Raw genomic sequence first — 17,780 nt, 5'->3', positions numbered from 1 at the left:
GTGACCGCTAGTGCCAGTGGGTGGCGACCAGGTTCCAGATGACGCCGGCGAGGGCGTCCTTGCTGCCTGACGGGACGGGCAGCGCGGTGCCGTCGCGGTCGAGGATGACCGCCTCGTTCATGTCGCTGCCGAAGACCTTGCCGCCGGAGACGTCGTTGACGACGAGCAGGTCGCAGCCCTTGCGTTCGAGCTTGGCGCGGCCGAGGTCGAGGACCGAGTGCTGGGCGTCGCCGGTTTCGGCGGCGAAGCCGACGATGACCTGGTCGTCGCGTTGGCGGTCGTGGGCGACGGTGGCGAGGATGTCCGGGTTCTGCACCAGGCTGACCGCCGGCACGGCGCCGTCGTCGGTCTTCTTGATCTTGTGCTCGGCGAACGCCGCGGGCCGGAAGTCGGCGGGCGCGGCGGCCATCACGATCGCGTCGGCGTCGGCCGCGCGGCCGGTGATCTCGTCGTACAGGTCTTGCGTCGACGTCACCGGTACGACGTGGACGCCGGCCGGGTCGGCGAGCTCGGAGTTGGCGGCCACCAGCGTGACCTTCGCGCCGCGGGCAGCAGCGATCCGGGCGAGGGCGTAGCCCTGCTTGCCGGACGAGGAGTTGCCGAGGTAGCGGACCGGGTCGAGGTGTTCGCGAGTGCCGCCGGCGCTGACCAGGACGTGCTTGCCGGTCAGGTCAGCGACGCGCTCACCGGCCGCGCGGGCGGCGGAGTCGGCGAGCATCAGCTGGCTGATCGCGAAGATCTCCGACGGCTCGGGCAGGCGGCCGCGGCCGGTGTCGGCGCCGGTGAGGCGGCCGACGGCGGGGTCGAGCACGGTGATGCCGCGTGAACGCAGGGTCGCGACGTTCGCCTGGGTGGCCGGGTGCTCCCACATCTCGGTGTGCATCGCGGGCGCGAACAGGATCGGGCAGCGCGCGGTAAGCAGCGTGTTGGTGAGCAGGTCGTCGGCCAGGCCGTGCGCGGCCTTGGCGATCAGGTTCGCCGTCGCGGGGGCGACGACGACGAGGTCGGCGCCCTTCCCGATCCGTACGTGCGGCACTTCCTGCACGTTGTCGAACGGGTCCGCGGTCACCGGCTGCCCGGACAACGCCGCCCAGGTCGCCGCACCGACGAACTCGAGCGCGGCGGCGGTCGGTACGACGCGGACGCTGTGCCCCGACTCGGTCAGCCGGCGGAGCAGATCACACACCTTGTACGCCGCGATGCCGCCCCCGACACCGAGGACGACAGACGGGCGCTTCGGCGCACTCCCCGATCCAGCCGTGAGTGAGGAGTGCGGGGAAGACTTGGGGTCGCTCGCCGGGCCTGCCGAGGAGTCGAGGTCCCGTGTTCCGGGCGCGCCAGAAGCCCCGGTGACTTTCTGCGCCTGGTTGGGCGTGTCGTCACCAGGGCCGTGGGGGTTGCCCCCGGGCGCGCTCATCGACGCGGAACTACTCGGAGGCGGACTTCTCCGCGGCGGCGGCTGCGGCCTCCGCCTCGGCTTCGGGGTCGATGTCGGTGCAGGTCAGCACGCCGTCGTTGATCTCGCGCATCGCGATCGACAGCGGCTTCTCCTGGACGTGGGTCTCGACCAGCGGACCGACGTACTCCAGCAGGCCTTCGCCGAGCTGGGAGTAGTAGGCGTTGATCTGCCGCGCACGCTTGGCCGAGTACAGGACGAGCTTGTACTTGGAGTCGGTGTGGGTGAGCAGGTCGTCGATCGGCGGGGAGGTGATGCCGATGGCGACAGGCTGGTTGCCAGACAAGTTCAGCTCTTTCCAGAGATGTTGGGTGATCGAATCAACTTTACCAACTGATCGGCCGCCTCCCGAACCGAGGCGTTCACGATCGTCACGTCGAACTCCTTCTCGGCGGCCAGTTCGAGCACCGCTGTCTCCAGCCTACGCTCCCGCTCCTCAGCGGTTTCCGTACCGCGACCGACCAGCCGGCGGACCAGCTCGTCCCAGCTCGGCGGGGCCAGGAAGACGAAGTGCGCCTCCGGCATCGTCTCGCGGACCTGGCGGGCGCCCTGCAGGTCGATCTCCAGCAGCGCCGGGCGGCCGTCGGCCAGCTTGTCGAGCACCGGCTGCTTCGGCGTCCCGTACCGGGCGGCCTTGTGGACGACGGCCCACTCGAGCAACTCGCCGTCCGCGATCATCCGGTCGAACTCCTCGTCGGAGACGAACAGGTAGTGCACACCGTGCACCTCGTTCGGCCGCGCCTTGCGGGTGGTCGCCGACACCGAGATCCAGACGTCGGGGAACCGCTCGCGAATCTCCGCCGCCACGGTCCCCTTGCCGACCGCCGTCGGCCCGGCCAGCACCGTCAGCCGAGCCTCCCCCGGCGCCTCACCACTACCCGTCGGGGCAGCCGAAGAGGGCACGCTCGTACCGGACGCCGGTACGGCGGCCGTCGGCTCCTCGTCGGCAGCGGGGAGGTCGTTGGGCCTGTCCATGGTCATCTTCACACCAGTGTCCAACGAAGCAGCGAGGATTTCGGTTCGGCTCACTCGGCGAATTCGCGCATCAGCGCGGCGATCTGGTTCGAACCCAGGCCGCGGACCCGGCGGGTCTCGGAGATCCCGGCCCGCTCCATGATCTGCTGTGCCCGCACCTTGCCGACGCCGGGAACGCACTGCAGCAGCGCGCTCACCCGCATCTTGCCGATCACCTCGTTGGTCTGCCCCTCGTGCAGCACCTCGGTGGGAGACGCTCCGGAGTGCCGGATCCGGTTCTTGATCTCCGCACGCTCACGCCGTGCGGCCGCGGCCTTGTCCAGAGCAGCCGCGCGCTGCTCCGGGGTCAAAGAAGGAAGTGGCACCGTTTCACCTGTCCCGTTGTATGGCTTCGCAGGTGAACCTAACACGGCACCAGGCAGGCTCAACCCAGTGCCGGGACGTCGACTTTGCACGCGTCCTTGGCGTGTGCCGCGATCGCGGTGTACGCCGTGGTGACCGAGCCGGTCTCCTTGCTCAGCCGAGCCAGCTCGACACGATCCGTCCCGGCCTTCCGCGCCTTCTCGGCGAACGCGATCACCGCGGCCCAGTCGTCCTTGACGTCGGCCGGCGCGCTGTCGCGCAGCTTCTTGGCGTCGTCCAGGATCTTCGGGTAGTCGGCCACGTTGGTCGGGTCGACGTCGGCCGCGGAGGCGACGTACCCGGCGAGGTCGACGCAGTAGGCCTGCTCCTCGGTGCAGGCGGTCAGGCCGGCGGCCGCGGCGAGCATCGTCGCGGTCATCACTGCGGTGCGCATCGTTCGGGTCCTCAGGGGGTCGGGAGCGGTGTTGGCCACGACGTTACCGGCCGTGACCAAACCATCGGGAACAGATACTTTTCACCCGCTGGTACGCCGTACCAGCGGGTGAAAGTTCATAGCTGAGAGCGATCAGCCCTCGATGTTCACCTTGCAGGTGTCCTTGGCCTGCTTGGCGATCGCCTCCGACGCGGCGGCGATCTTGGTGCCGTCGGCCTTGGCCAGTTCCTGCAGCTTGGCCGTGTCGCCCTTGGCGTCCTTGGCCTTGTCGGCGTAGTCGAGCACGGTCTTCCAGTCGTCCTTGAGGTCGTCCGGCGCCGACTTGGACAGCTTCTTCGCCTCGCCCTGCATCTTGTCCACCGCGTCGGTGTCCTTGACGTCGAGGTTCTTCACCGCCTCGGCGTAGTTCTGCAGTTCGCTGCAGTAGTCGCCGCCCGAGCACGCCGTCAGTACCCCGGCGCTCATCGTCACCGCTGCCACCAGGGCTGCCACCTTGCGCATTGCGTTCCTAACTGTCGCTCGCGGGCGGCCCCTCGCCGCCCGTCGACGCAACAGTTCCGAATCCCGGGGTCAACACCGGGCACGGCACGCCGTGAACAACGTCGCACCCGCCAACCGGAACCAGCCCGTGACGTGACGCGTCAGGCATCCCCGGAGAACGTCGCACGCGTCCTCCGGGGTACGACGTCAGGCGTCTTCGCCCGAGCCCGAGGCGGCGCAGTTCTGCTGGCCGTCGGCGGCGATGGTCTGCAGCGCCTGGCCGGTGGCCGGGTCGATGGTGGCGTTGAGCGCCTGCAGCTTGGCCTGGTCGCCGCCCGTGCCCTTGATCTGCTCCAGGTACTTGACCAGCAGGCCCCACTCGTCGGTCAGCCCGTCCGGGGCCGATTTCGACAAGTTGTTGCCGTCCGAGATCAGCTGGTCGAGCTGCGCGGTGTCGGTCGGGTCCTGGAACGAGTTGAGCTGGCCGACGTACGTCTGCAGCCCGTTGCAGTACGTCTCCTTGCTGCTCGGCCCACCCGCGACCGGCCCGATCAGCGCCGTCACGCCCATCGCGAGGGCGACCACCAGGGCCACACCGGCCGCGACCTTCCGGGTCCGGCCCGAGGCGGCCATCAGTAGCCCAGGACGGTGCGGTAGGCGTCGTTGGCGCGGGCAGCCGCGTCCTGCAGCGCTACGGCGTCCGGACCGGCCCCCAGGATCTCCCGGGAGCTCGACGGTACGACGTTGCGTACGGCGGGCCCGAAGACGTCAGCGAGGCTCTCAGCGGTCGCGCCCTGAGCCCCGAGCCCCGGCGCCAGCAGCGGCCCCCGGATGTCGAGGTTCTCGGTGGTCTTCGAGATCGTTGCCCCGACCACCGCTCCGAACGACCCCAGGTCCTCGGCGTCGGCGTTCAACGACCGCAGCCCGTCCAGTACGGCGCCGGCGACGGTCGACCCGTCAGCGGTGCGCGCGGTCTGGAACTGCGGGCCCTCCGGGTTCGACGTCAGCGCCAGCACGAACAGCCCGGCACCCGACTCCCGCGCCACGTCGAAGGCCGGCTGCAGCGAGCCGAACCCGAGGTACGCGCTCACGGTCAGCGCGTCGCACGCCAGCGGCGCCTTCTCCGCCAGGTACGCCGCGGCGTACCCGGCCATCGTCGTCCCGATGTCGCCGCGCTTGGCGTCGATGATCACCAGCGCGCCGGCCTCGCGCAGCCGGATCGTGGCCTGCTCGAGGACGGCGATGCCGGCCGAGCCGAAGCGCTCGAAGAACGCCGACTGCGGCTTGAACACGCCGACCCGGTCGGCCAGCGCGTCGACCACGCCGTACGTGAACGACGCCAGACCCTCGGCCGTGTCCGGCAGGTCCCAGGCGTCCAGGAGGTGGGCGTGCGGGTCGATCCCCACACAGAGCGGCCCGCGCTCGTTCATCACCGCGCGCAGGCGCGTCCCGAAGGGCTGGTTGCTCATCGTTCGATCACGCTCTCTCATGAAGGGTTCCTCGAGGCCAGCAGCCGGTTGGTCCGCCGGACCAGGCCTGGGCCGCGGTAGATGAGACCGGAGTAGATCTGGACCAGACTCGCACCCGCGTCCAACAACCGGTCGGCGTCGTCGGGGTCCAGTACGCCGCCGACCCCGATGATCGGCAGCGCTCCCCCGGTCTCGGCGTGGATGTGCGCGACGGTCTTGGCCGCGATCTCGGTCAGCGGCCGGCCCGAGAGCCCGCCGGTCTCGGCGGCCAGCGCCTGGTCGGCCGGAGCGAGCCCCGGCCGGCCGATGGTCGTGTTGGTGGCGATGATCCCGGCGACCCCGACGTCGGTGCAGACACCGAGCAGCTCGTCGATCGCCGCCTCGGTCAGATCGGGAGCGATCTTCACCAGGATCGGTTTCGGATCACCCAGTGATGATGCTTCCGTGTGCAGGGCCGTGAGCAGCTCCCGCAGATGTCCGGCATCCTGCAACTCGCGCAGACCGGGTGTGTTCGGCGAGCTGACATTCACCGCGAAGTAGTCGCCGTACGCGTAGAGCCGTCGCAGCGAGGTCACGTAGTCCTCGACCGCGTCCTCCAACGGCGTGACCTTCGACTTCCCGATCGAGATGCCGAGCGGGTACCCGAGGTCGCCGTACGCCGCCAACCGCTCGGCCAGCGCGGCCGAACCGAGGTTGTTGAACCCCATCCGGTTGATCACGGCCTCGCTGTCGACCAACCGGAACAGCCGCGGCTTCTCGTTGCCCGGCTGCGGCTGCGCCGTCACCGTGCCGACCTCGACGAACCCGAACCCGAGCGCGCGCCACGCCGGCAGCGCGACCCCGTTCTTGTCCATCCCGGCGGCGAGCCCGACCGCGCTCGGGAACCGCACCCCGAACACGGTCCGGTCCACACCGGCCGGCAGCGCGCCGTACGTCGACGCCAGCACCGGCACCGCGCCCGGCACCCGAGACAGCCGCCGCAACCCGTGCAGCGTCTGCTCGTGCGCCACCTCGGCGTCCCCGCGGCCCAGCCGGTACAGCGCCGGGCGGATCAGCTTGCGGTACACGCGCTCAGTCCTCGGCCGGAGCAACCGCACCCCGGATCCGCGGCACCCAGTCCTGCAGGGACCGTACGCCGATGTCGCCGGCCCGCTGGGCCTCGATCCCCTGGACCGCGGCGGCGAGCCCCTGCACGGTGGTGATGCACGGGATGTTCCGCGCCACCGCCGCGCTGCGGATCTCGTACCCGTCGATCCGCGGCGACCCGCCCTGGGTGATCCCGATCGGGGTGTTGACGATCAGGTTCAGCTCGCCGTCCTGGACCATCTGGACGATCGTCGGCTCGCCGTTCGGGCCGGGGCCCTGCGAGCTCTTGCGGACCGTGACCGCCTCGACGCCGTTGCGCCGCAGGACGTCGGCCGTCCCCTCGGTCGCGTAGATCTGGAAGCCCAGGTCGGCCAGCCGCTTGACCGGGAAGATCATGTGCCGCTTGTCCCGGTTGGCGACCGACACGAAGACCTTGCCCTCACCCGGCAGCGGCTGCGAGGCCCCCGCCTGGGACTTGGCGAACGCCGTACCGAAGGTGTCGTCGATGCCCATCACCTCGCCGGTCGAGCGCATCTCGGGCCCGAGCAGCGTGTCGACCGAACCACCGTCGATGGTCCGGAACCGGTTGAACGGCATCACCGCTTCCTTGACCGCGATCGGCGTCGACGGCGGCAGCGTGCCACCGTCACCGACGGCCGGCAGCATGCCCTCGGCCCGCAGCTCCGCGATCGTCGCGCCGAGCATCACCCGCGCGGCCGCCTTGGCCAGCGGGGTCGCGGTCGCCTTCGACACGAACGGCACGGTCCGCGACGCGCGCGGGTTCGCCTCCAGGACGTAGAGCACGTCCCCGGCGAGCGCGTACTGGACGTTGAGCAGACCCTGTACGCCGACGCCACGCGCGATCGCCTCGGTCGACTGCCGGATCTTCTCGATGTCGGCGTTCCCGAGCGTGATCGGCGGCAGCGCGCACGACGAGTCGCCGGAGTGCACGCCGGCCTCCTCGATGTGCTCCATCACGCCGCCGAGGAACAGCTCCTCGCCGTCGAACAGCCCGTCGACGTCGATCTCGACCGCGTCGTCCAGGAACCGGTCGACCAGGACCGGGTGCTCCCAGGTCCCCAGCCCGCCGCTCAGCCGTCCGAGCGCCGCGGTCAGTTCCGCCTCGCTGTAGACGATCTCCATCCCGCGCCCGCCCAGCACGTACGACGGCCGGACCAGCACCGGGAAGCCGATCTCCTCGGCGATCGTCAGCGCCTCGTCCGACGACATCGCGGTGCCGTGCTTCGGGGCCGGCAGGTTCGCCGCGGCCAGCACCTTGCCGAACGCGCCGCGCTCCTCGGCCAGGTGGATCGCGGCCGGCGACGTACCGACGATCGGCACGCCCGCGTCCGCGAGCCGCTGGGCCAGGCCGAGCGGGGTCTGGCCACCGAGCTGCACGATGACACCGGCGACCGGGCCGGCCTGCATCTCGGCGTACACGATCTCGAGCACGTCCTCGGCGGTCAGCGGCTCGAAGTAGAGCCGGTCCGAGGTGTCGTAGTCGGTGGAGACCGTCTCGGGGTTGCAGTTGACCATCACGGTGCAGTAGCCGGCCTCGCGCAGCGCCATCGACGCGTGCACGCAGGAGTAGTCGAACTCGATCCCCTGGCCGATCCGGTTCGGGCCGGAGCCCAGGATCAGCACGGCGGGCTCGGTGCGCGGCGCGACCTCGGTCTCCTCGTCGTACGACGAGTAGTGGTACGGCGTCGTGGCCGCGAACTCGGCCGCGCAGGTGTCGACGGTCTTGTAGACCGGCCGGATCCCGAGGGCCTGCCGGACGCCGCGGACGACGTCCTCGGTGAGATCACGGATCTCGGCCAGCTGCAGGTCGGAGAAGCCGTGCCGCTTGGCCAGCTTCAGCACGTCCGGCGTGAGCCGCGGCGCGGCCGCGACCTGCAGGGCGGTCTCGTGGATCAGGTACATCTGGTCGACGAACCACGGGTCGATCTTGGTCGCGTCGAAGATCTGTTCCGGCGTCGCGCCGGCGCGGATCGCGTCCATGACCGTGCGGAGCCGGCCGTCGTGCGGCGTCTTGATGGCCTCCAGCAACGACTCCAGGTCGGTCGAGGGAGCGCCGAGCCAGGAGAACCGGGCCTCCGGCTTCTCCAGCGACCGCAGCGCCTTCTGCAGCGCCTCGGTGTAGTTGCGGCCGATCGCCATCGCCTCGCCGACGCTCTTCATGTGCGTGGTCAGCGTCGCGTCGGCGGCCGGGAACTTCTCGAACGCGAACCGCGGCACCTTCACCACGACGTAGTCCAGCGTCGGCTCGAAGCTCGCCGGCGTCTGCTTGGTGATGTCGTTCGGGATCTCGTCGAGCGTGTAGCCGATCGCGACTTTGGCGGCGATCTTGGCGATCGGGAAGCCGGTCGCCTTCGAGGCCAGCGCGGACGAGCGCGAGACCCGCGGGTTCATCTCGATCACGATCAGCCGGCCGTCGGCCGGGTTGACCGCGAACTGGATGTTGCAGCCGCCGGTGTCGACGCCGACCTCGCGGATGATGCCGATCGCGAGGTCCCGCATGGTCTGGTACTCGCGGTCGGTCAGCGTCATCGCCGGGGCGACGGTGACCGAGTCGCCGGTGTGCACGCCCATCGGGTCGACGTTCTCGATCGAGCAGATGATCACGACGTTGTCGGCCTTGTCGCGCATCACCTCCAGCTCATACTCCTTCCAGCCCACGATGGACTCCTCGATGAGGACCTCCGTGGTTGGGCTGGCGGACAGGCCGGCACCGGCGATGCGGCGCAGGTCCGACTCGTCGTACGCCATGCCGGAGCCGACGCCACCCATCGTGAACGACGGCCGGACGACCAGCGGGTAGCCGAGCTGGCCGGCCGCGCCGAGCACGTCGTCCATCGTGTGGCAGATCACCGAGCGGGCCGTCTCGGCCCCGAGCTTCTCGACGATGCCCTTGAACGACTGCCGGTTCTCCCCGCGCTGGATGGCGTCCACGGAGGCGCCGATCAGCTCGACGCCGTACTTCTCCAGGACGCCGTTCTCGTGCAGCGAGATCGCGGCGTTCAGCGCGGTCTGGCCGCCCAGGGTCGCGAGCAGGACGTTCGGGCGCTCCTTCTCGATCACCTTCTCGACGAACTCCGGGGTGATCGGCTCGACGTACGTCGCGTCGGCGAACTCCGGGTCCGTCATGATCGTGGCCGGGTTGGAGTTGATCAGGATGACCCGGAACCCCTCCTCCTTGAGCACCCGGCAGGCCTGGGTCCCGGAGTAGTCGAACTCGCAGGCCTGGCCGATCACGATCGGGCCGGAGCCGATCACCAGCACCGAGTCGATATCTGTACGGCGTGGCATCAGTTGCGCCCTTCCATGAGCTCTACGAAACGATCGAACAGGTAGGCGGAGTCGTGCGGACCTGCCGCCGCTTCGGGGTGGTACTGGACCGAGAAGGCCAGCACGCGGCCGTCCTTTCCGGTCAGCTTGAGCCCTTCGACGACGTTGTCGTTGAGCGACACGTGACTGACCTCGGCGGTGCCGTACGGCGTCTCGACCTTCTCGTCGATCGGCGCATCGACCGCGAAGCCGTGGTTCTGCGAGGTGATCTCGACCTTGCCGGTGGCTCGGTCGAGCACCGGCTGGTTGATGCCGCGGTGCCCGTACTTGAGCTTGAACGTGCCCAGCCCGAGCGCCCGGCCGAAGACCTGGTTGCCGAAGCAGATCCCGAAGTACGGCTTGTTCTGCGCCAGGAGCGCCTTGAGCAGCTCGGTCGGGTGCTCGGTGGTCTCCGGGTCACCCGGCCCGTTGCTCATGAAGATGCCGTCGGGGTCGACCGCCAGCACCTCCTCCAGCGTCGTGGTGGCCGGCATCACGTGCACCTCGATGCCGCGCTCGGCCATCCGCTTCGGCGTCATCGACTTGATCCCGAGGTCGAGCGCGACGACGGTGAAGCGCTTGTCGCCTTCGGCCGGTACGACGTACGGCTCGAAGGTGGTGACCTCCGAGGCCAGGTCCGAGCCGGCCATCGCCGGCTGCTCGAGCACCTTGGCCAGCAGCGTGTCCGGGTCGAGGATCTCGGTCGAGATCCCCGCGCGCATCGCGCCGCGCTCGCGCAGGTGGCGGGTCAGCGCCCGGGTGTCGATCCCGGAGATGCCGACAATGCCCTGCGCCTTCAGCTGGTCGTCGAGCGAGCGGGTGGCGCGCCAGTTCGAGGAGACGCGGGCGGGGTCGCGCACGACGTACCCGGCGACCCAGATCCGCTGCGACTCGTCGTCCTCGTCGTTGACGCCGGTGTTGCCGATGTGCGGCGCGGTCTGGGTGACGATCTGGCGGTGGTACGACGGGTCGGTCAGCGTCTCCTGGTACCCGGTCATCCCGGTCGTGAAGACGGCCTCGCCGAAGGTCTCACCGGTCGCTCCGTACGACGTCCCCGCGAACGCGCGGCCGTCCTCGAGGACCAGCAGTGCGTTCTGGCTCATTTCTCGGCTCCGATCAGGGTGGTGATGGATGCGGTCAGGGCGGCGGTGTCGGCCTTGTGCCGGGGGCGGAACCCGGTGTCCAGGTCCCGGCCGTCGTGCTGCCACGTGACGACGAGCAGCCCGGAACGGTCGGCGGTGACCTTCCCGGCGATGCCCTTGTCGGTCCGTACGCCGGTCAGGTGGTCGACCGGGATGAACACGTCCGCCGCGCCCTGGCGGTGGAAGATCAGACCGGCCGGTGACACGGCCAGGTCCGCGTTGCTGCGGACGCCCAGCTCGTGCACGGCGATTCGGTCCATCCAGTCGCCCGCGGTGGTCGTCGCGACGTACACGCCTTCGACGCCGTCGGTCTTGTCGTCGGCCGGCGCGACCGGCAGCGGCGCGAGGTCGGCCTGGCGGGCCTTGCGGTTCCGCCAGCCGCGCAGCATGCCGTAGTACGCGGCGGCGATCACCAGCAGCGTGCCGGCGATGCCCAGGACGGTCTTCACTTGGTCGGCTTCCCATTGAGGACGGTTGGTGTGCCGCGCAGGAAGGTCGCGACCACCCGCCCCGGCAGGGTCATCCCCTCGAACGGCGTGTTCCGCGACAGCGACGTGCTCTCCGCCGGTACGACGGTGCGCTGCGCGGCCGGGTCGACCAGGGTCAGGTTCGCCGCGGCGCCGGCCTCGAGCGGCTGGCCGTGGTCGCTGATCTGCCCGATCGCGGCCGGCCGGTAGCTCATCCGCTCGGCCAGGTCGGCCCAGGTCAGCAGCTTGGTGTCGATCATCGCGTGCTGGACGACGCTCAGCGCGGTTTCGAGCCCGGTCATGCCGAACGCGGCCGCGCTCCACTCGCAGTCCTTGTCCTCGACCGGGTGCGGCGCGTGGTCGGTGGCGACGATGTCGATCGTGCCGTCGGCCAGGCCCTCGCGGACCGCCTCGACGTCGGCCTTGGTGCGCAGCGGCGGGTTCACCTTGTAGACCGGGTTGTACGACGCGGCCAGGTCCTCGGTCAGCAGCAGGTGGTGCGGCGTGACCTCGGCGGTCACCTCGAGCCCGCGCTTCTTGGCGGCCCGGACGATCTCGACCGAGCCCTTGGTGGACAGGTGGCAGATGTGCAGCTTCGATCCGACGTGCGCGTTCAGCAGAATGTCGCGGGCGATGATCGACTCCTCGGCCACGCTCGGCCAGCCGGTCAGCCCCAGGACGCCGGACAGGGCGCCCTCGTTCATCTGCGCGCCCTTGGTCAGCCGCGGCTCCTGCGCGTGCTGCGCGATCGTGCCGCCGAAGGCCTTCACGTACTCGAGCGCGCGGCGCATCAGCGCGGCGTCCCAGACGCAGTCGCCGTCGTCGGAGAACACCCGGACGCGCGCGGCCGAGTCGGCCATCGCGCCCAGCTCGGCGAGCTGCGTGCCCGCGCGGCCGACCGTGACGGCACCGATCGGGAAGACGTCGGCGTACCCGGCCTCGCGACCCAGGCGCCAGACCTGCTCGACGACACCGGCGGTGTCGGCGACCGGGTCGGTGTTGGCCATCGCGAACACCGCGGTGAACCCGCCGACCGCGGCGGCCCGGGTGCCGGTGAGGACGGTCTCGGCGTCCTCGCGGCCGGGCTCGCGCAGGTGGGTGTGCAGGTCGACCAGGCCGGGGAGCGCGATCAGGCCGGTGGCGTCGACCGTCTCGGCGCCCTCCGGGGTCGGCAGGTTGTTGCCGATGGCCACGATCTCGCCGTTGTCGAGGAGGATGTCCGCCACCTCACCGCCGACGATCTTGGCTCCGGTGATCAGGTACGGGTTCATCGCTCTCCTCGTTCCGCTGCGTGCACCGAGGACGTGCGACGCGGGCTGTGCTTTTTGGTGAACTCGCTGCGCTCGTTCACGCGGTCGGCTCCTCGTTCGTGGTTTCGTTCGTTCCTGACAGCAGCAGATAGAGCACGGCCATGCGGATCGCCACGCCGTTCGTGACCTGCTCGACGATCACCGAGCGGGTCGAGTCGGCGACGTCGGCGCTGATCTCCATGCCGCGGTTCATCGGGCCGGGGTGCAGCACGATCGCCTCGTCGGGCAGCTGCGCCATCCGGTGCACGTCGAGCCCGTAGCGCCGGGTGTACTCGCGGGCGCTCGGGAAGAACGCGTCGCCCATCCGCTCACGCTGGACCCGCAGCATCATCACCGCGTCGCTCTTGGGCAGCGTCGCGTCCAGGTCGTACGACGTCGAGCAGGGCCAGCTGGTCATGTCGACCGGCAGCAGCGTCGGCGGCGCGACCACCGTGACGTCGGCGCCGAGCGTGGACAGCAGCAGCACGTTCGAGCGGGCGACCCGGGAGTGCAGGACGTCGCCGACGATCGTGATCCGGCGGCCTTCCAGCGAGCCGAGGTGGCGGCGCATCGTGAACGCGTCGAGCAGGGCCTGGGTCGGGTGCTCGTGGGTGCCGTCGCCGGCGTTCACGACCGAGCCGTTCAGCCAGCCGGAGGTCGCCAGCAGGTGCGGCGCGCCGGACGAACCGTGCCGGCAGACGACACCGTCGGCGCCCATCGCCTGCAGGGTCAGCGCGGTGTCCTTCAGGCTCTCGCCCTTGCTCACGCTCGAGCCCTTGGCGGAGAAGTTGATCACGTCGGCCGACAGCCGCTTGGCCGCCGCCTCGAACGAGATCCTGGTCCGGGTGGAGTCCTCGAAGAACAGGTTCACCACCGTGCGACCGCGCAGCGCGGGCAGCTTCTTGATCGGCCGGTCCGCGAGCGACCGCATCTCCTCCGCGGTGTCCAGGATCAGGTGGGCGTCGTCGCGGGAGAGGTCTCCCGCACTCAGCAAGTGACGCATCAGACATTCGCTCCCGTCGCATCGGCGGACTTACGAGGGGTTTTGTCGGCGGCCGCGGGCTTGTCGGCGATGACGACGGCATCTGCGTCGTCGTACTCGCTCAGGTGGACTGTGACGCGTTCCACGAGCGAGGTCGGCAGGTTCTTGCCCACGTAGTCGGCGCGGATCGGCAGTTCGCGGTGGCCGCGGTCGACCAGGACCGCCAGCTGGACCGCCTTGGGCCGGCCGATGTCGCCGATCGCGTCGAGCGCGGCGCGGATCGTCCGGCCGGAGAACAGCACGTCGTCGACCAGGACGACGACCTTGCCGTCGATCCCGCCCGGCGGGATGTCGGTGTGCTCCAGCGCACGCGCCGGCTTCAGACCGATGTCGTCGCGGTACATCGTCACGTCGAGTGATCCCGTGGGCACGCTGCGCCCTTCGACCGCGGCGATGCGGTCGCGGATGCGGGTCGCCAGACCCACTCCACGGGTGGGGATGCCGAGCAGGACGACCGGGTCGGCTCCCCGGTTGCGCTCGAGGATCTCGTGCGCGATCCGGGTCAGTGCCCGGGAAATGTCGGATGCATCAAGAACTGTGCGCGGCGCTGCGTGCGAGTCGGGCGACTCGTGCGTCGTCGGGGCAGGGTTCATCGCAACCGTTCCTCCTTTCCCGCCTCACCGGACGGGTCTTTAAAGGACGTTCGGACCACTTGACATGCTATCGGAAGTGACACGCCGTCTTGACGCTGGCCTCCTGCCCGGAATATTGTTACTCTGTGTAACCGTGGGGGGTTCGGCCAACGGCCCATACCTAGAGGCCGTTGGTTTTCACCACGAAATGACCACGAGTCGGAGGGAAGAACCAGCGTGCCTAGCGAATACGCGAAGACACTGGGTGGCAAGCTACGCGCCATCCGCCAGCAGCAAGGATTGTCGCTGCACGGCGTGGAAGAGAAGTCCAAGGGTCGCTGGAAGGCGGTCGTCGTCGGCTCGTACGAGCGCGGCGATCGGGCCGTCACGGTCCAGAAGCTCGCGGAGCTCGCCGATTTCTACGGCGTGCCGATCCGTGAGCTGCTTCCTGGATCAGCCAGCGCGGCCGCCGCGGCAGCGGCTCCGCCCAGGTTGAAGCTCGACCTGGAGGCTCTGCAGCACCTCGACGCGAGTGAGGCCGGTCCGCTCACGCGGTACGCGGCCACGATCCAGGCTCAGCGTGGGGACTACAACGGAAAGGTGCTGTCGATCCGGCAGGACGACATGCGCACGCTCGCCGTGATCTACGACGAGTCGCCGACCACACTCACCGAGCGCTTCATCTCGTGGGGCGTGCTGAACCCGGAGGCGAAGGGCGACGTCGACGACGCGTCCGAGGCCGCCGGAGCCTGAGCAGTACGGCGTGACCACGACGGTCGGGGCTCGTAGCAGCTTGCCCACGGCCGCCTGCCCGCCCCACTTCACTGTGGTGGGCCACCTGAACGATCTGCAATCAGCAGCTGGACGTGCCCGTCGCTCGCCCAGCTGACCCGCAAGTCCTCGGCGCTCCACGGCCGGGGAACCACCTTTGTCGCACGCCAGGCGCAGACCCTGAATCCGCGCCGCGACGCACGGGTCGACGTTGAACGCAGGACCTAGTGAGGAAGAGCTGCACACAGGCAGCACGAGCCGGCACCGTTCGCGGTGGCAGCTCGGCCAGGCCGGGGCCGTTCCCCCCGCGCCGCACACGGGGACGCAGAGTCGGCCCGGCACCGCACCGAGGCGGTACCGGGCTCGATCCATTTCTGTACGCCGTACGCCCGTCGAGCAAGTAGTCGCCACCTGATCCATCTCAGGTAGCGACCACCTTCAGGCGCTCAAACTCCCAGTGTCGGCTTCAGCTGCAGCAAACGGGCCAGCAGCCCGTTCACGAAGGCCGGCGACTCGTCGGTCGACAGGTCGCGCGCGAGCGACACCGCCTCGCTGACCGCGACCACGTCCGGCACCTGCTCGTCGAAGAGCAGCTCGTACACGCCGATCCGCAGGATGTTGCGGTCGACGGCGGGCATCCGGTCCAGCGTCCAGCCGACCGAGTGCGTCCCGAGCAGGTCGTCGATCGCGCTGATGTGCTCCGCGACCCCCTCGACCAGCGCCACGGTGAACTCGTTCACCGGCGGGTCGTTGTCGGCCACGCGGTCGGACAGCGTGCCGCCGACCGGCAGGCCACGCACCTCCGACTCGTACAGCACGTCGAGCGCGCGCTTGCGGGCCTTGCTACGGGCAGACATGTTCGGTTGTCAGCTCCAGCCGATGACGGGCGGTCAGGACGTGACGCGGCCGAGGTAGTCCCCGGTCCGGGTGTCCACCTTGACCTTCTCGCCGGTGGTCAGGAACAGCGGGACGTTGATCGTGTACCCGGTCTCGAGCTTGGCGGGCTTGGTGCCGCCGGTGGAGCGGTCGCCCTGCAGGCCGGGCTCGGTGTACTCCACGGTGAGCTCGACCGAGGCCGGCAGCTCGACGTACAGCGGGAGCTCGTTGTGCACCGCGACGATGGCGTCCTGGTTCTCCAGCAGGAAGTGCGAGGCCTCGCCGACCGTGTCCGGCTGGATCGAGAGCTGCTCGTAGGTCTGCTTGTCCATGAAGACGTACGCCGCGCCGTCGTTGTACAGGTAGGTCATGTCGCGCTTGTCGACGTTGGCCACCTCGACCTTGACGTCGGCGTTGAAGGTCTTGTCGACCACCTTGCCGGACAGGACGTTCTTCAGCTTGGTCCGCATCACGGCACCGCCCTTACCGGGCTTGTGGTGCTGGAACCAGACGACGGACCACAGCTGCCCATCCAGGTTGAGCACCATGCCGTTCTTGAGGTCGTTCGTCGATGCCACGCGTGGGAACCCTTCGAAATCGATCAGCGGTACACCGGATTGTAGCGGTCGGGATGCCGATCGGCCGATTCGTGCGCACCCGGCGGGCTCTACGCTGTAGGTGGCAGGTTCGTCAGCACCGCCGAGAGAGGGTCCGCACGATGTTCGAGATCATTGTCCCGGTGCTGGTGGCCATCGTGATCCTGGCCGGCAACCGGATGAAGAAGCAGGCCAACGGCAACCGGCCGCCGGGCACCCTGACCCCGCGGATGCAGCGGATGCTGGAGAAGATGCAGGCCCAGCAGGGCTTCCAGCCGCCGACGCCGCAGGGCCAGTACACGCAGCCGGCCAGCGGCCACGGCAGCCCGGGGCATGCGGGCACGACCGTGCAGAGCTCGGCGCAGATGGCGGGTCAGCACAACACCCAGTACCACGGGCCCGCGCCGTACGCGGGTGCTCCGACGCAGGCGATGCCGTTCGCGCAGCCGGGCCAGTTCCAGCCGCCGCAGATCCAGCAGACGCCGTTCCAGCAGGGCCAGTTCCAGGCGCCTGCGATCTGGAACCCGCCGGCGCCGCAGGGTCGTGCGGCCCATCCCAAGCAGTCGCAGCGCGATCTGGACAGCCGGGTCCGCGAGATGATGAAGGCCGGCAACGAGGTCGGCGCGGTCCGGCTGCTGTGCGACGAGCAGGACCTCGGGATCATCGACGCGCAGAAGCGGGCGCGGTCGCTGGTCGCGCCGGCCGCTGGGAACGGTGGAAACGGCGGCAACGGCGGCGGCTCGCCGGAGCGGGACCGGGAGGGCGCGTCGCGCTCCCCCGCTGACACGCCCGAGCAGGAGACCCGGTACGTCGGATCGGCCGCGTTCGCCGATTCGCTCTTCGACACCAACCGGGACGACCAGGAGACCTGGGCCAGCGGCTGGACCGAAGTCCCCGAGGTCGAGGACCGCTCCGACATGGACGAGCTGTGGAAGACCGTCCGCGACCACGGCCGCCCGGGTCCCGGCTAGCCCGCTCTCAGCGCTTCCGCTCTCAGTCGAGGCAGAACTCGTTGCCCTCGACGTCCTGCATGACGATGCACGACTCGTTGATCCCGTCGGCCTTCAGCAACCGCTCGCGGACCGCGCCGAGCGCGACCAGCCGGGTGCACTCGGCCTCGAGCTTGGCGAGGCGTTCCTCACCGACGAGCCCGGTGCCGACCCGTACGTCGAGGTGCACGCGGTTCTTGACGACCTTGCCCTCGGGAACCCGCTGGAAGAACAGCCGCGGCCCCACGCCGTTCGGATCGACGCACGCGAACGCCGAGCCCTGCGCCTCGGGCGGCAGCGACGCGGAGAACTCGTCCCAGCTGGCGAAGCCCTCCGGAGGCGGCGGTACGACGTACGCGAGCACCTCGCACCAGAAGCGGGCGACGCGCTCAGGATCGGCGCAGTCGAAGGTGACCTGGAACTGCTTGACCTCTGCCATCGGGTCAG

Annotated in this window: 20 protein-coding genes; 2 read left to right on the top strand and 18 right to left on the bottom strand. The window is 69.7% G+C overall.

Annotation, left to right across the window (positions count from 1 at the left end; genetic code table 11):
- Positions 1 to 7: 7 nt before the first annotated feature.
- From coaBC to pyrR, 15 genes are all read right to left on the bottom strand, one after another.
- Positions 8 to 1,417, bottom strand: coding sequence for a bifunctional phosphopantothenoylcysteine decarboxylase/phosphopantothenate--cysteine ligase CoaBC (gene coaBC, locus ACYVIO_RS39145; protein WP_460656063.1), 1,410 nt, complete (start codon positions 1,415 to 1,417; stop codon positions 8 to 10).
- A 10-nt stretch (positions 1,418 to 1,427) separates the two neighbouring features.
- Positions 1,428 to 1,742 (bottom strand): DNA-directed RNA polymerase subunit omega, encoded by a 315-nt coding sequence (gene rpoZ, locus ACYVIO_RS39140; protein ID WP_460656062.1) that lies wholly within the window; start codon positions 1,740 to 1,742, stop codon positions 1,428 to 1,430.
- Positions 1,743 to 1,744: 2 nt separating this feature from the next.
- Entirely contained in the window at positions 1,745 to 2,437 is a 693-nt protein-coding gene (gene gmk / locus ACYVIO_RS39135; protein WP_460656061.1) for a guanylate kinase, read from the bottom strand.
- Between the two features lie 44 nt (positions 2,438 to 2,481).
- On the bottom strand, positions 2,482 to 2,796 hold the full coding sequence (gene mihF / locus ACYVIO_RS39130; RefSeq protein ID WP_184795637.1) for an integration host factor, actinobacterial type: 315 nt from the start codon (positions 2,794 to 2,796) through the stop codon (positions 2,482 to 2,484).
- Positions 2,797 to 2,855: 59 nt separating this feature from the next.
- Positions 2,856 to 3,227, bottom strand: coding sequence for a hypothetical protein (locus tag ACYVIO_RS39125; protein WP_460656060.1), 372 nt, complete (start codon positions 3,225 to 3,227; stop codon positions 2,856 to 2,858).
- Positions 3,228 to 3,359: 132 nt separating this feature from the next.
- Positions 3,360 to 3,728 carry a hypothetical protein gene (locus ACYVIO_RS39120; RefSeq protein WP_460656059.1) on the bottom strand — a complete coding sequence of 123 codons (369 nt, stop codon included), beginning with the start codon at positions 3,726 to 3,728 and terminating at the stop codon, positions 3,360 to 3,362.
- Between the two features lie 186 nt (positions 3,729 to 3,914).
- On the bottom strand, positions 3,915 to 4,340 hold the full coding sequence (locus ACYVIO_RS39115; RefSeq protein WP_460656058.1) for a hypothetical protein: 426 nt from the start codon (positions 4,338 to 4,340) through the stop codon (positions 3,915 to 3,917).
- Positions 4,340 to 5,197 (bottom strand): orotidine-5'-phosphate decarboxylase, encoded by an 858-nt coding sequence (pyrF, locus tag ACYVIO_RS39110; RefSeq protein WP_460656057.1) that lies wholly within the window; start codon positions 5,195 to 5,197, stop codon positions 4,340 to 4,342. The genes ACYVIO_RS39115 and pyrF overlap by 1 nt, the downstream gene beginning before the upstream one ends.
- Positions 5,194 to 6,243: a quinone-dependent dihydroorotate dehydrogenase gene (locus ACYVIO_RS39105; RefSeq protein ID WP_460656056.1), complete on the bottom strand. Its 1,050-nt coding sequence runs from the start codon at positions 6,241 to 6,243 to the stop codon at positions 5,194 to 5,196. The genes pyrF and ACYVIO_RS39105 overlap by 4 nt, the downstream gene beginning before the upstream one ends.
- A gap of 4 nt (positions 6,244 to 6,247) precedes the next feature.
- A complete protein-coding gene (gene carB, locus ACYVIO_RS39100) occupies positions 6,248 to 9,571 on the bottom strand; it encodes a carbamoyl-phosphate synthase large subunit (RefSeq protein WP_460656055.1) in 3,324 nt (1,107 codons plus the stop codon).
- Positions 9,571 to 10,692, bottom strand: coding sequence for a glutamine-hydrolyzing carbamoyl-phosphate synthase small subunit (carA, locus tag ACYVIO_RS39095; RefSeq protein ID WP_460656054.1), 1,122 nt, complete (start codon positions 10,690 to 10,692; stop codon positions 9,571 to 9,573). The genes carB and carA overlap by 1 nt, the downstream gene beginning before the upstream one ends.
- Positions 10,689 to 11,180, bottom strand: a complete 492-nt coding sequence (locus ACYVIO_RS39090; RefSeq protein WP_460656053.1) for a PH-like domain-containing protein — start codon at positions 11,178 to 11,180, stop codon at positions 10,689 to 10,691. The genes carA and ACYVIO_RS39090 overlap by 4 nt, the downstream gene beginning before the upstream one ends.
- The gene (locus ACYVIO_RS39085; RefSeq protein WP_460656052.1) at positions 11,177 to 12,469 is read right to left on the bottom strand and encodes a dihydroorotase; all 1,293 of its coding nucleotides are present in this window, start codon (positions 12,467 to 12,469) and stop codon (positions 11,177 to 11,179) included. The genes ACYVIO_RS39090 and ACYVIO_RS39085 overlap by 4 nt, the downstream gene beginning before the upstream one ends.
- Before the next feature lie 76 nt (positions 12,470 to 12,545).
- Positions 12,546 to 13,490, bottom strand: coding sequence for an aspartate carbamoyltransferase catalytic subunit (locus tag ACYVIO_RS39080; RefSeq protein ID WP_460656051.1), 945 nt, complete (start codon positions 13,488 to 13,490; stop codon positions 12,546 to 12,548).
- Positions 13,490 to 14,122: a bifunctional pyr operon transcriptional regulator/uracil phosphoribosyltransferase PyrR gene (gene pyrR, locus ACYVIO_RS39075; protein ID WP_460656050.1), complete on the bottom strand. Its 633-nt coding sequence runs from the start codon at positions 14,120 to 14,122 to the stop codon at positions 13,490 to 13,492. Before pyrR ends, ACYVIO_RS39080 begins: the two co-directional genes overlap by 1 nt.
- A 216-nt stretch (positions 14,123 to 14,338) precedes the next feature.
- On the opposite strand from pyrR, the gene bldD reads away from it, so the two are divergent.
- The gene (bldD, locus tag ACYVIO_RS39070) at positions 14,339 to 14,854 is read left to right on the top strand and encodes a transcriptional regulator BldD (RefSeq protein WP_184795648.1); all 516 of its coding nucleotides are present in this window, start codon (positions 14,339 to 14,341) and stop codon (positions 14,852 to 14,854) included.
- A gap of 464 nt (positions 14,855 to 15,318) precedes the next feature.
- On the opposite strand, the gene nusB is transcribed toward bldD, so the two are convergent.
- Positions 15,319 to 15,729 (bottom strand): transcription antitermination factor NusB, encoded by a 411-nt coding sequence (gene nusB / locus ACYVIO_RS39065; RefSeq protein ID WP_184795649.1) that lies wholly within the window; start codon positions 15,727 to 15,729, stop codon positions 15,319 to 15,321.
- Between the two features lie 33 nt (positions 15,730 to 15,762).
- Positions 15,763 to 16,326, bottom strand: coding sequence for an elongation factor P (gene efp, locus ACYVIO_RS39060; RefSeq protein WP_460656049.1), 564 nt, complete (start codon positions 16,324 to 16,326; stop codon positions 15,763 to 15,765).
- A gap of 140 nt (positions 16,327 to 16,466) precedes the next feature.
- Here efp and ACYVIO_RS39055 point away from each other — a divergent pair, with 140 nt between their 5' ends.
- A complete protein-coding gene (locus ACYVIO_RS39055) occupies positions 16,467 to 17,315 on the top strand; it encodes a hypothetical protein (protein WP_460656048.1) in 849 nt (282 codons plus the stop codon).
- Positions 17,316 to 17,337: 22 nt separating this feature from the next.
- On the opposite strand, the gene ACYVIO_RS39050 is transcribed toward ACYVIO_RS39055, so the two are convergent.
- Positions 17,338 to 17,772 (bottom strand): VOC family protein, encoded by a 435-nt coding sequence (locus ACYVIO_RS39050; protein ID WP_460656047.1) that lies wholly within the window; start codon positions 17,770 to 17,772, stop codon positions 17,338 to 17,340.
- Between the last annotated feature and the right edge of the window lie 8 nt (positions 17,773 to 17,780).

Source organism: Kribbella endophytica (genome assembly GCF_054781295.1).
This window is presented reverse-complemented; position numbering and strand designations above follow the sequence as displayed.

Bases quoted from the DNA above. Each gene is read 5' to 3' on its own strand.
- coaBC (WP_460656063.1), bottom strand. From the start codon at position 1,417: ATGAGCGCGCCCGGGGGCAACCCCCACGGCCCTGGTGACGACACGCCC.
- nusB (WP_184795649.1), bottom strand. From the start codon at position 15,729: ATGTCTGCCCGTAGCAAGGCCCGCAAGCGCGCGCTCGACGTGCTGTAC.
- pyrR (WP_460656050.1), bottom strand. From the start codon at position 14,122: ATGAACCCTGCCCCGACGACGCACGAGTCGCCCGACTCGCACGCAGCG.
- pyrF (WP_460656057.1), bottom strand. From the start codon at position 5,197: ATGAGAGAGCGTGATCGAACGATGAGCAACCAGCCCTTCGGGACGCGC.
- carB (WP_460656055.1), bottom strand. From the start codon at position 9,571: ATGCCACGCCGTACAGATATCGACTCGGTGCTGGTGATCGGCTCCGGC.
- ACYVIO_RS39125 (WP_460656060.1), bottom strand. From the start codon at position 3,227: ATGCGCACCGCAGTGATGACCGCGACGATGCTCGCCGCGGCCGCCGGC.
- ACYVIO_RS39080 (WP_460656051.1), bottom strand. From the start codon at position 13,490: ATGCGTCACTTGCTGAGTGCGGGAGACCTCTCCCGCGACGACGCCCAC.
- ACYVIO_RS39120 (WP_460656059.1), bottom strand. From the start codon at position 3,728: ATGCGCAAGGTGGCAGCCCTGGTGGCAGCGGTGACGATGAGCGCCGGG.
- gmk (WP_460656061.1), bottom strand. From the start codon at position 2,437: ATGACCATGGACAGGCCCAACGACCTCCCCGCTGCCGACGAGGAGCCG.
- ACYVIO_RS39055 (WP_460656048.1), top strand. From the start codon at position 16,467: ATGTTCGAGATCATTGTCCCGGTGCTGGTGGCCATCGTGATCCTGGCC.
- carA (WP_460656054.1), bottom strand. From the start codon at position 10,692: ATGAGCCAGAACGCACTGCTGGTCCTCGAGGACGGCCGCGCGTTCGCG.
- ACYVIO_RS39050 (WP_460656047.1), bottom strand. From the start codon at position 17,772: ATGGCAGAGGTCAAGCAGTTCCAGGTCACCTTCGACTGCGCCGATCCT.
- ACYVIO_RS39115 (WP_460656058.1), bottom strand. From the start codon at position 4,340: ATGGCCGCCTCGGGCCGGACCCGGAAGGTCGCGGCCGGTGTGGCCCTG.
- ACYVIO_RS39085 (WP_460656052.1), bottom strand. From the start codon at position 12,469: ATGAACCCGTACCTGATCACCGGAGCCAAGATCGTCGGCGGTGAGGTG.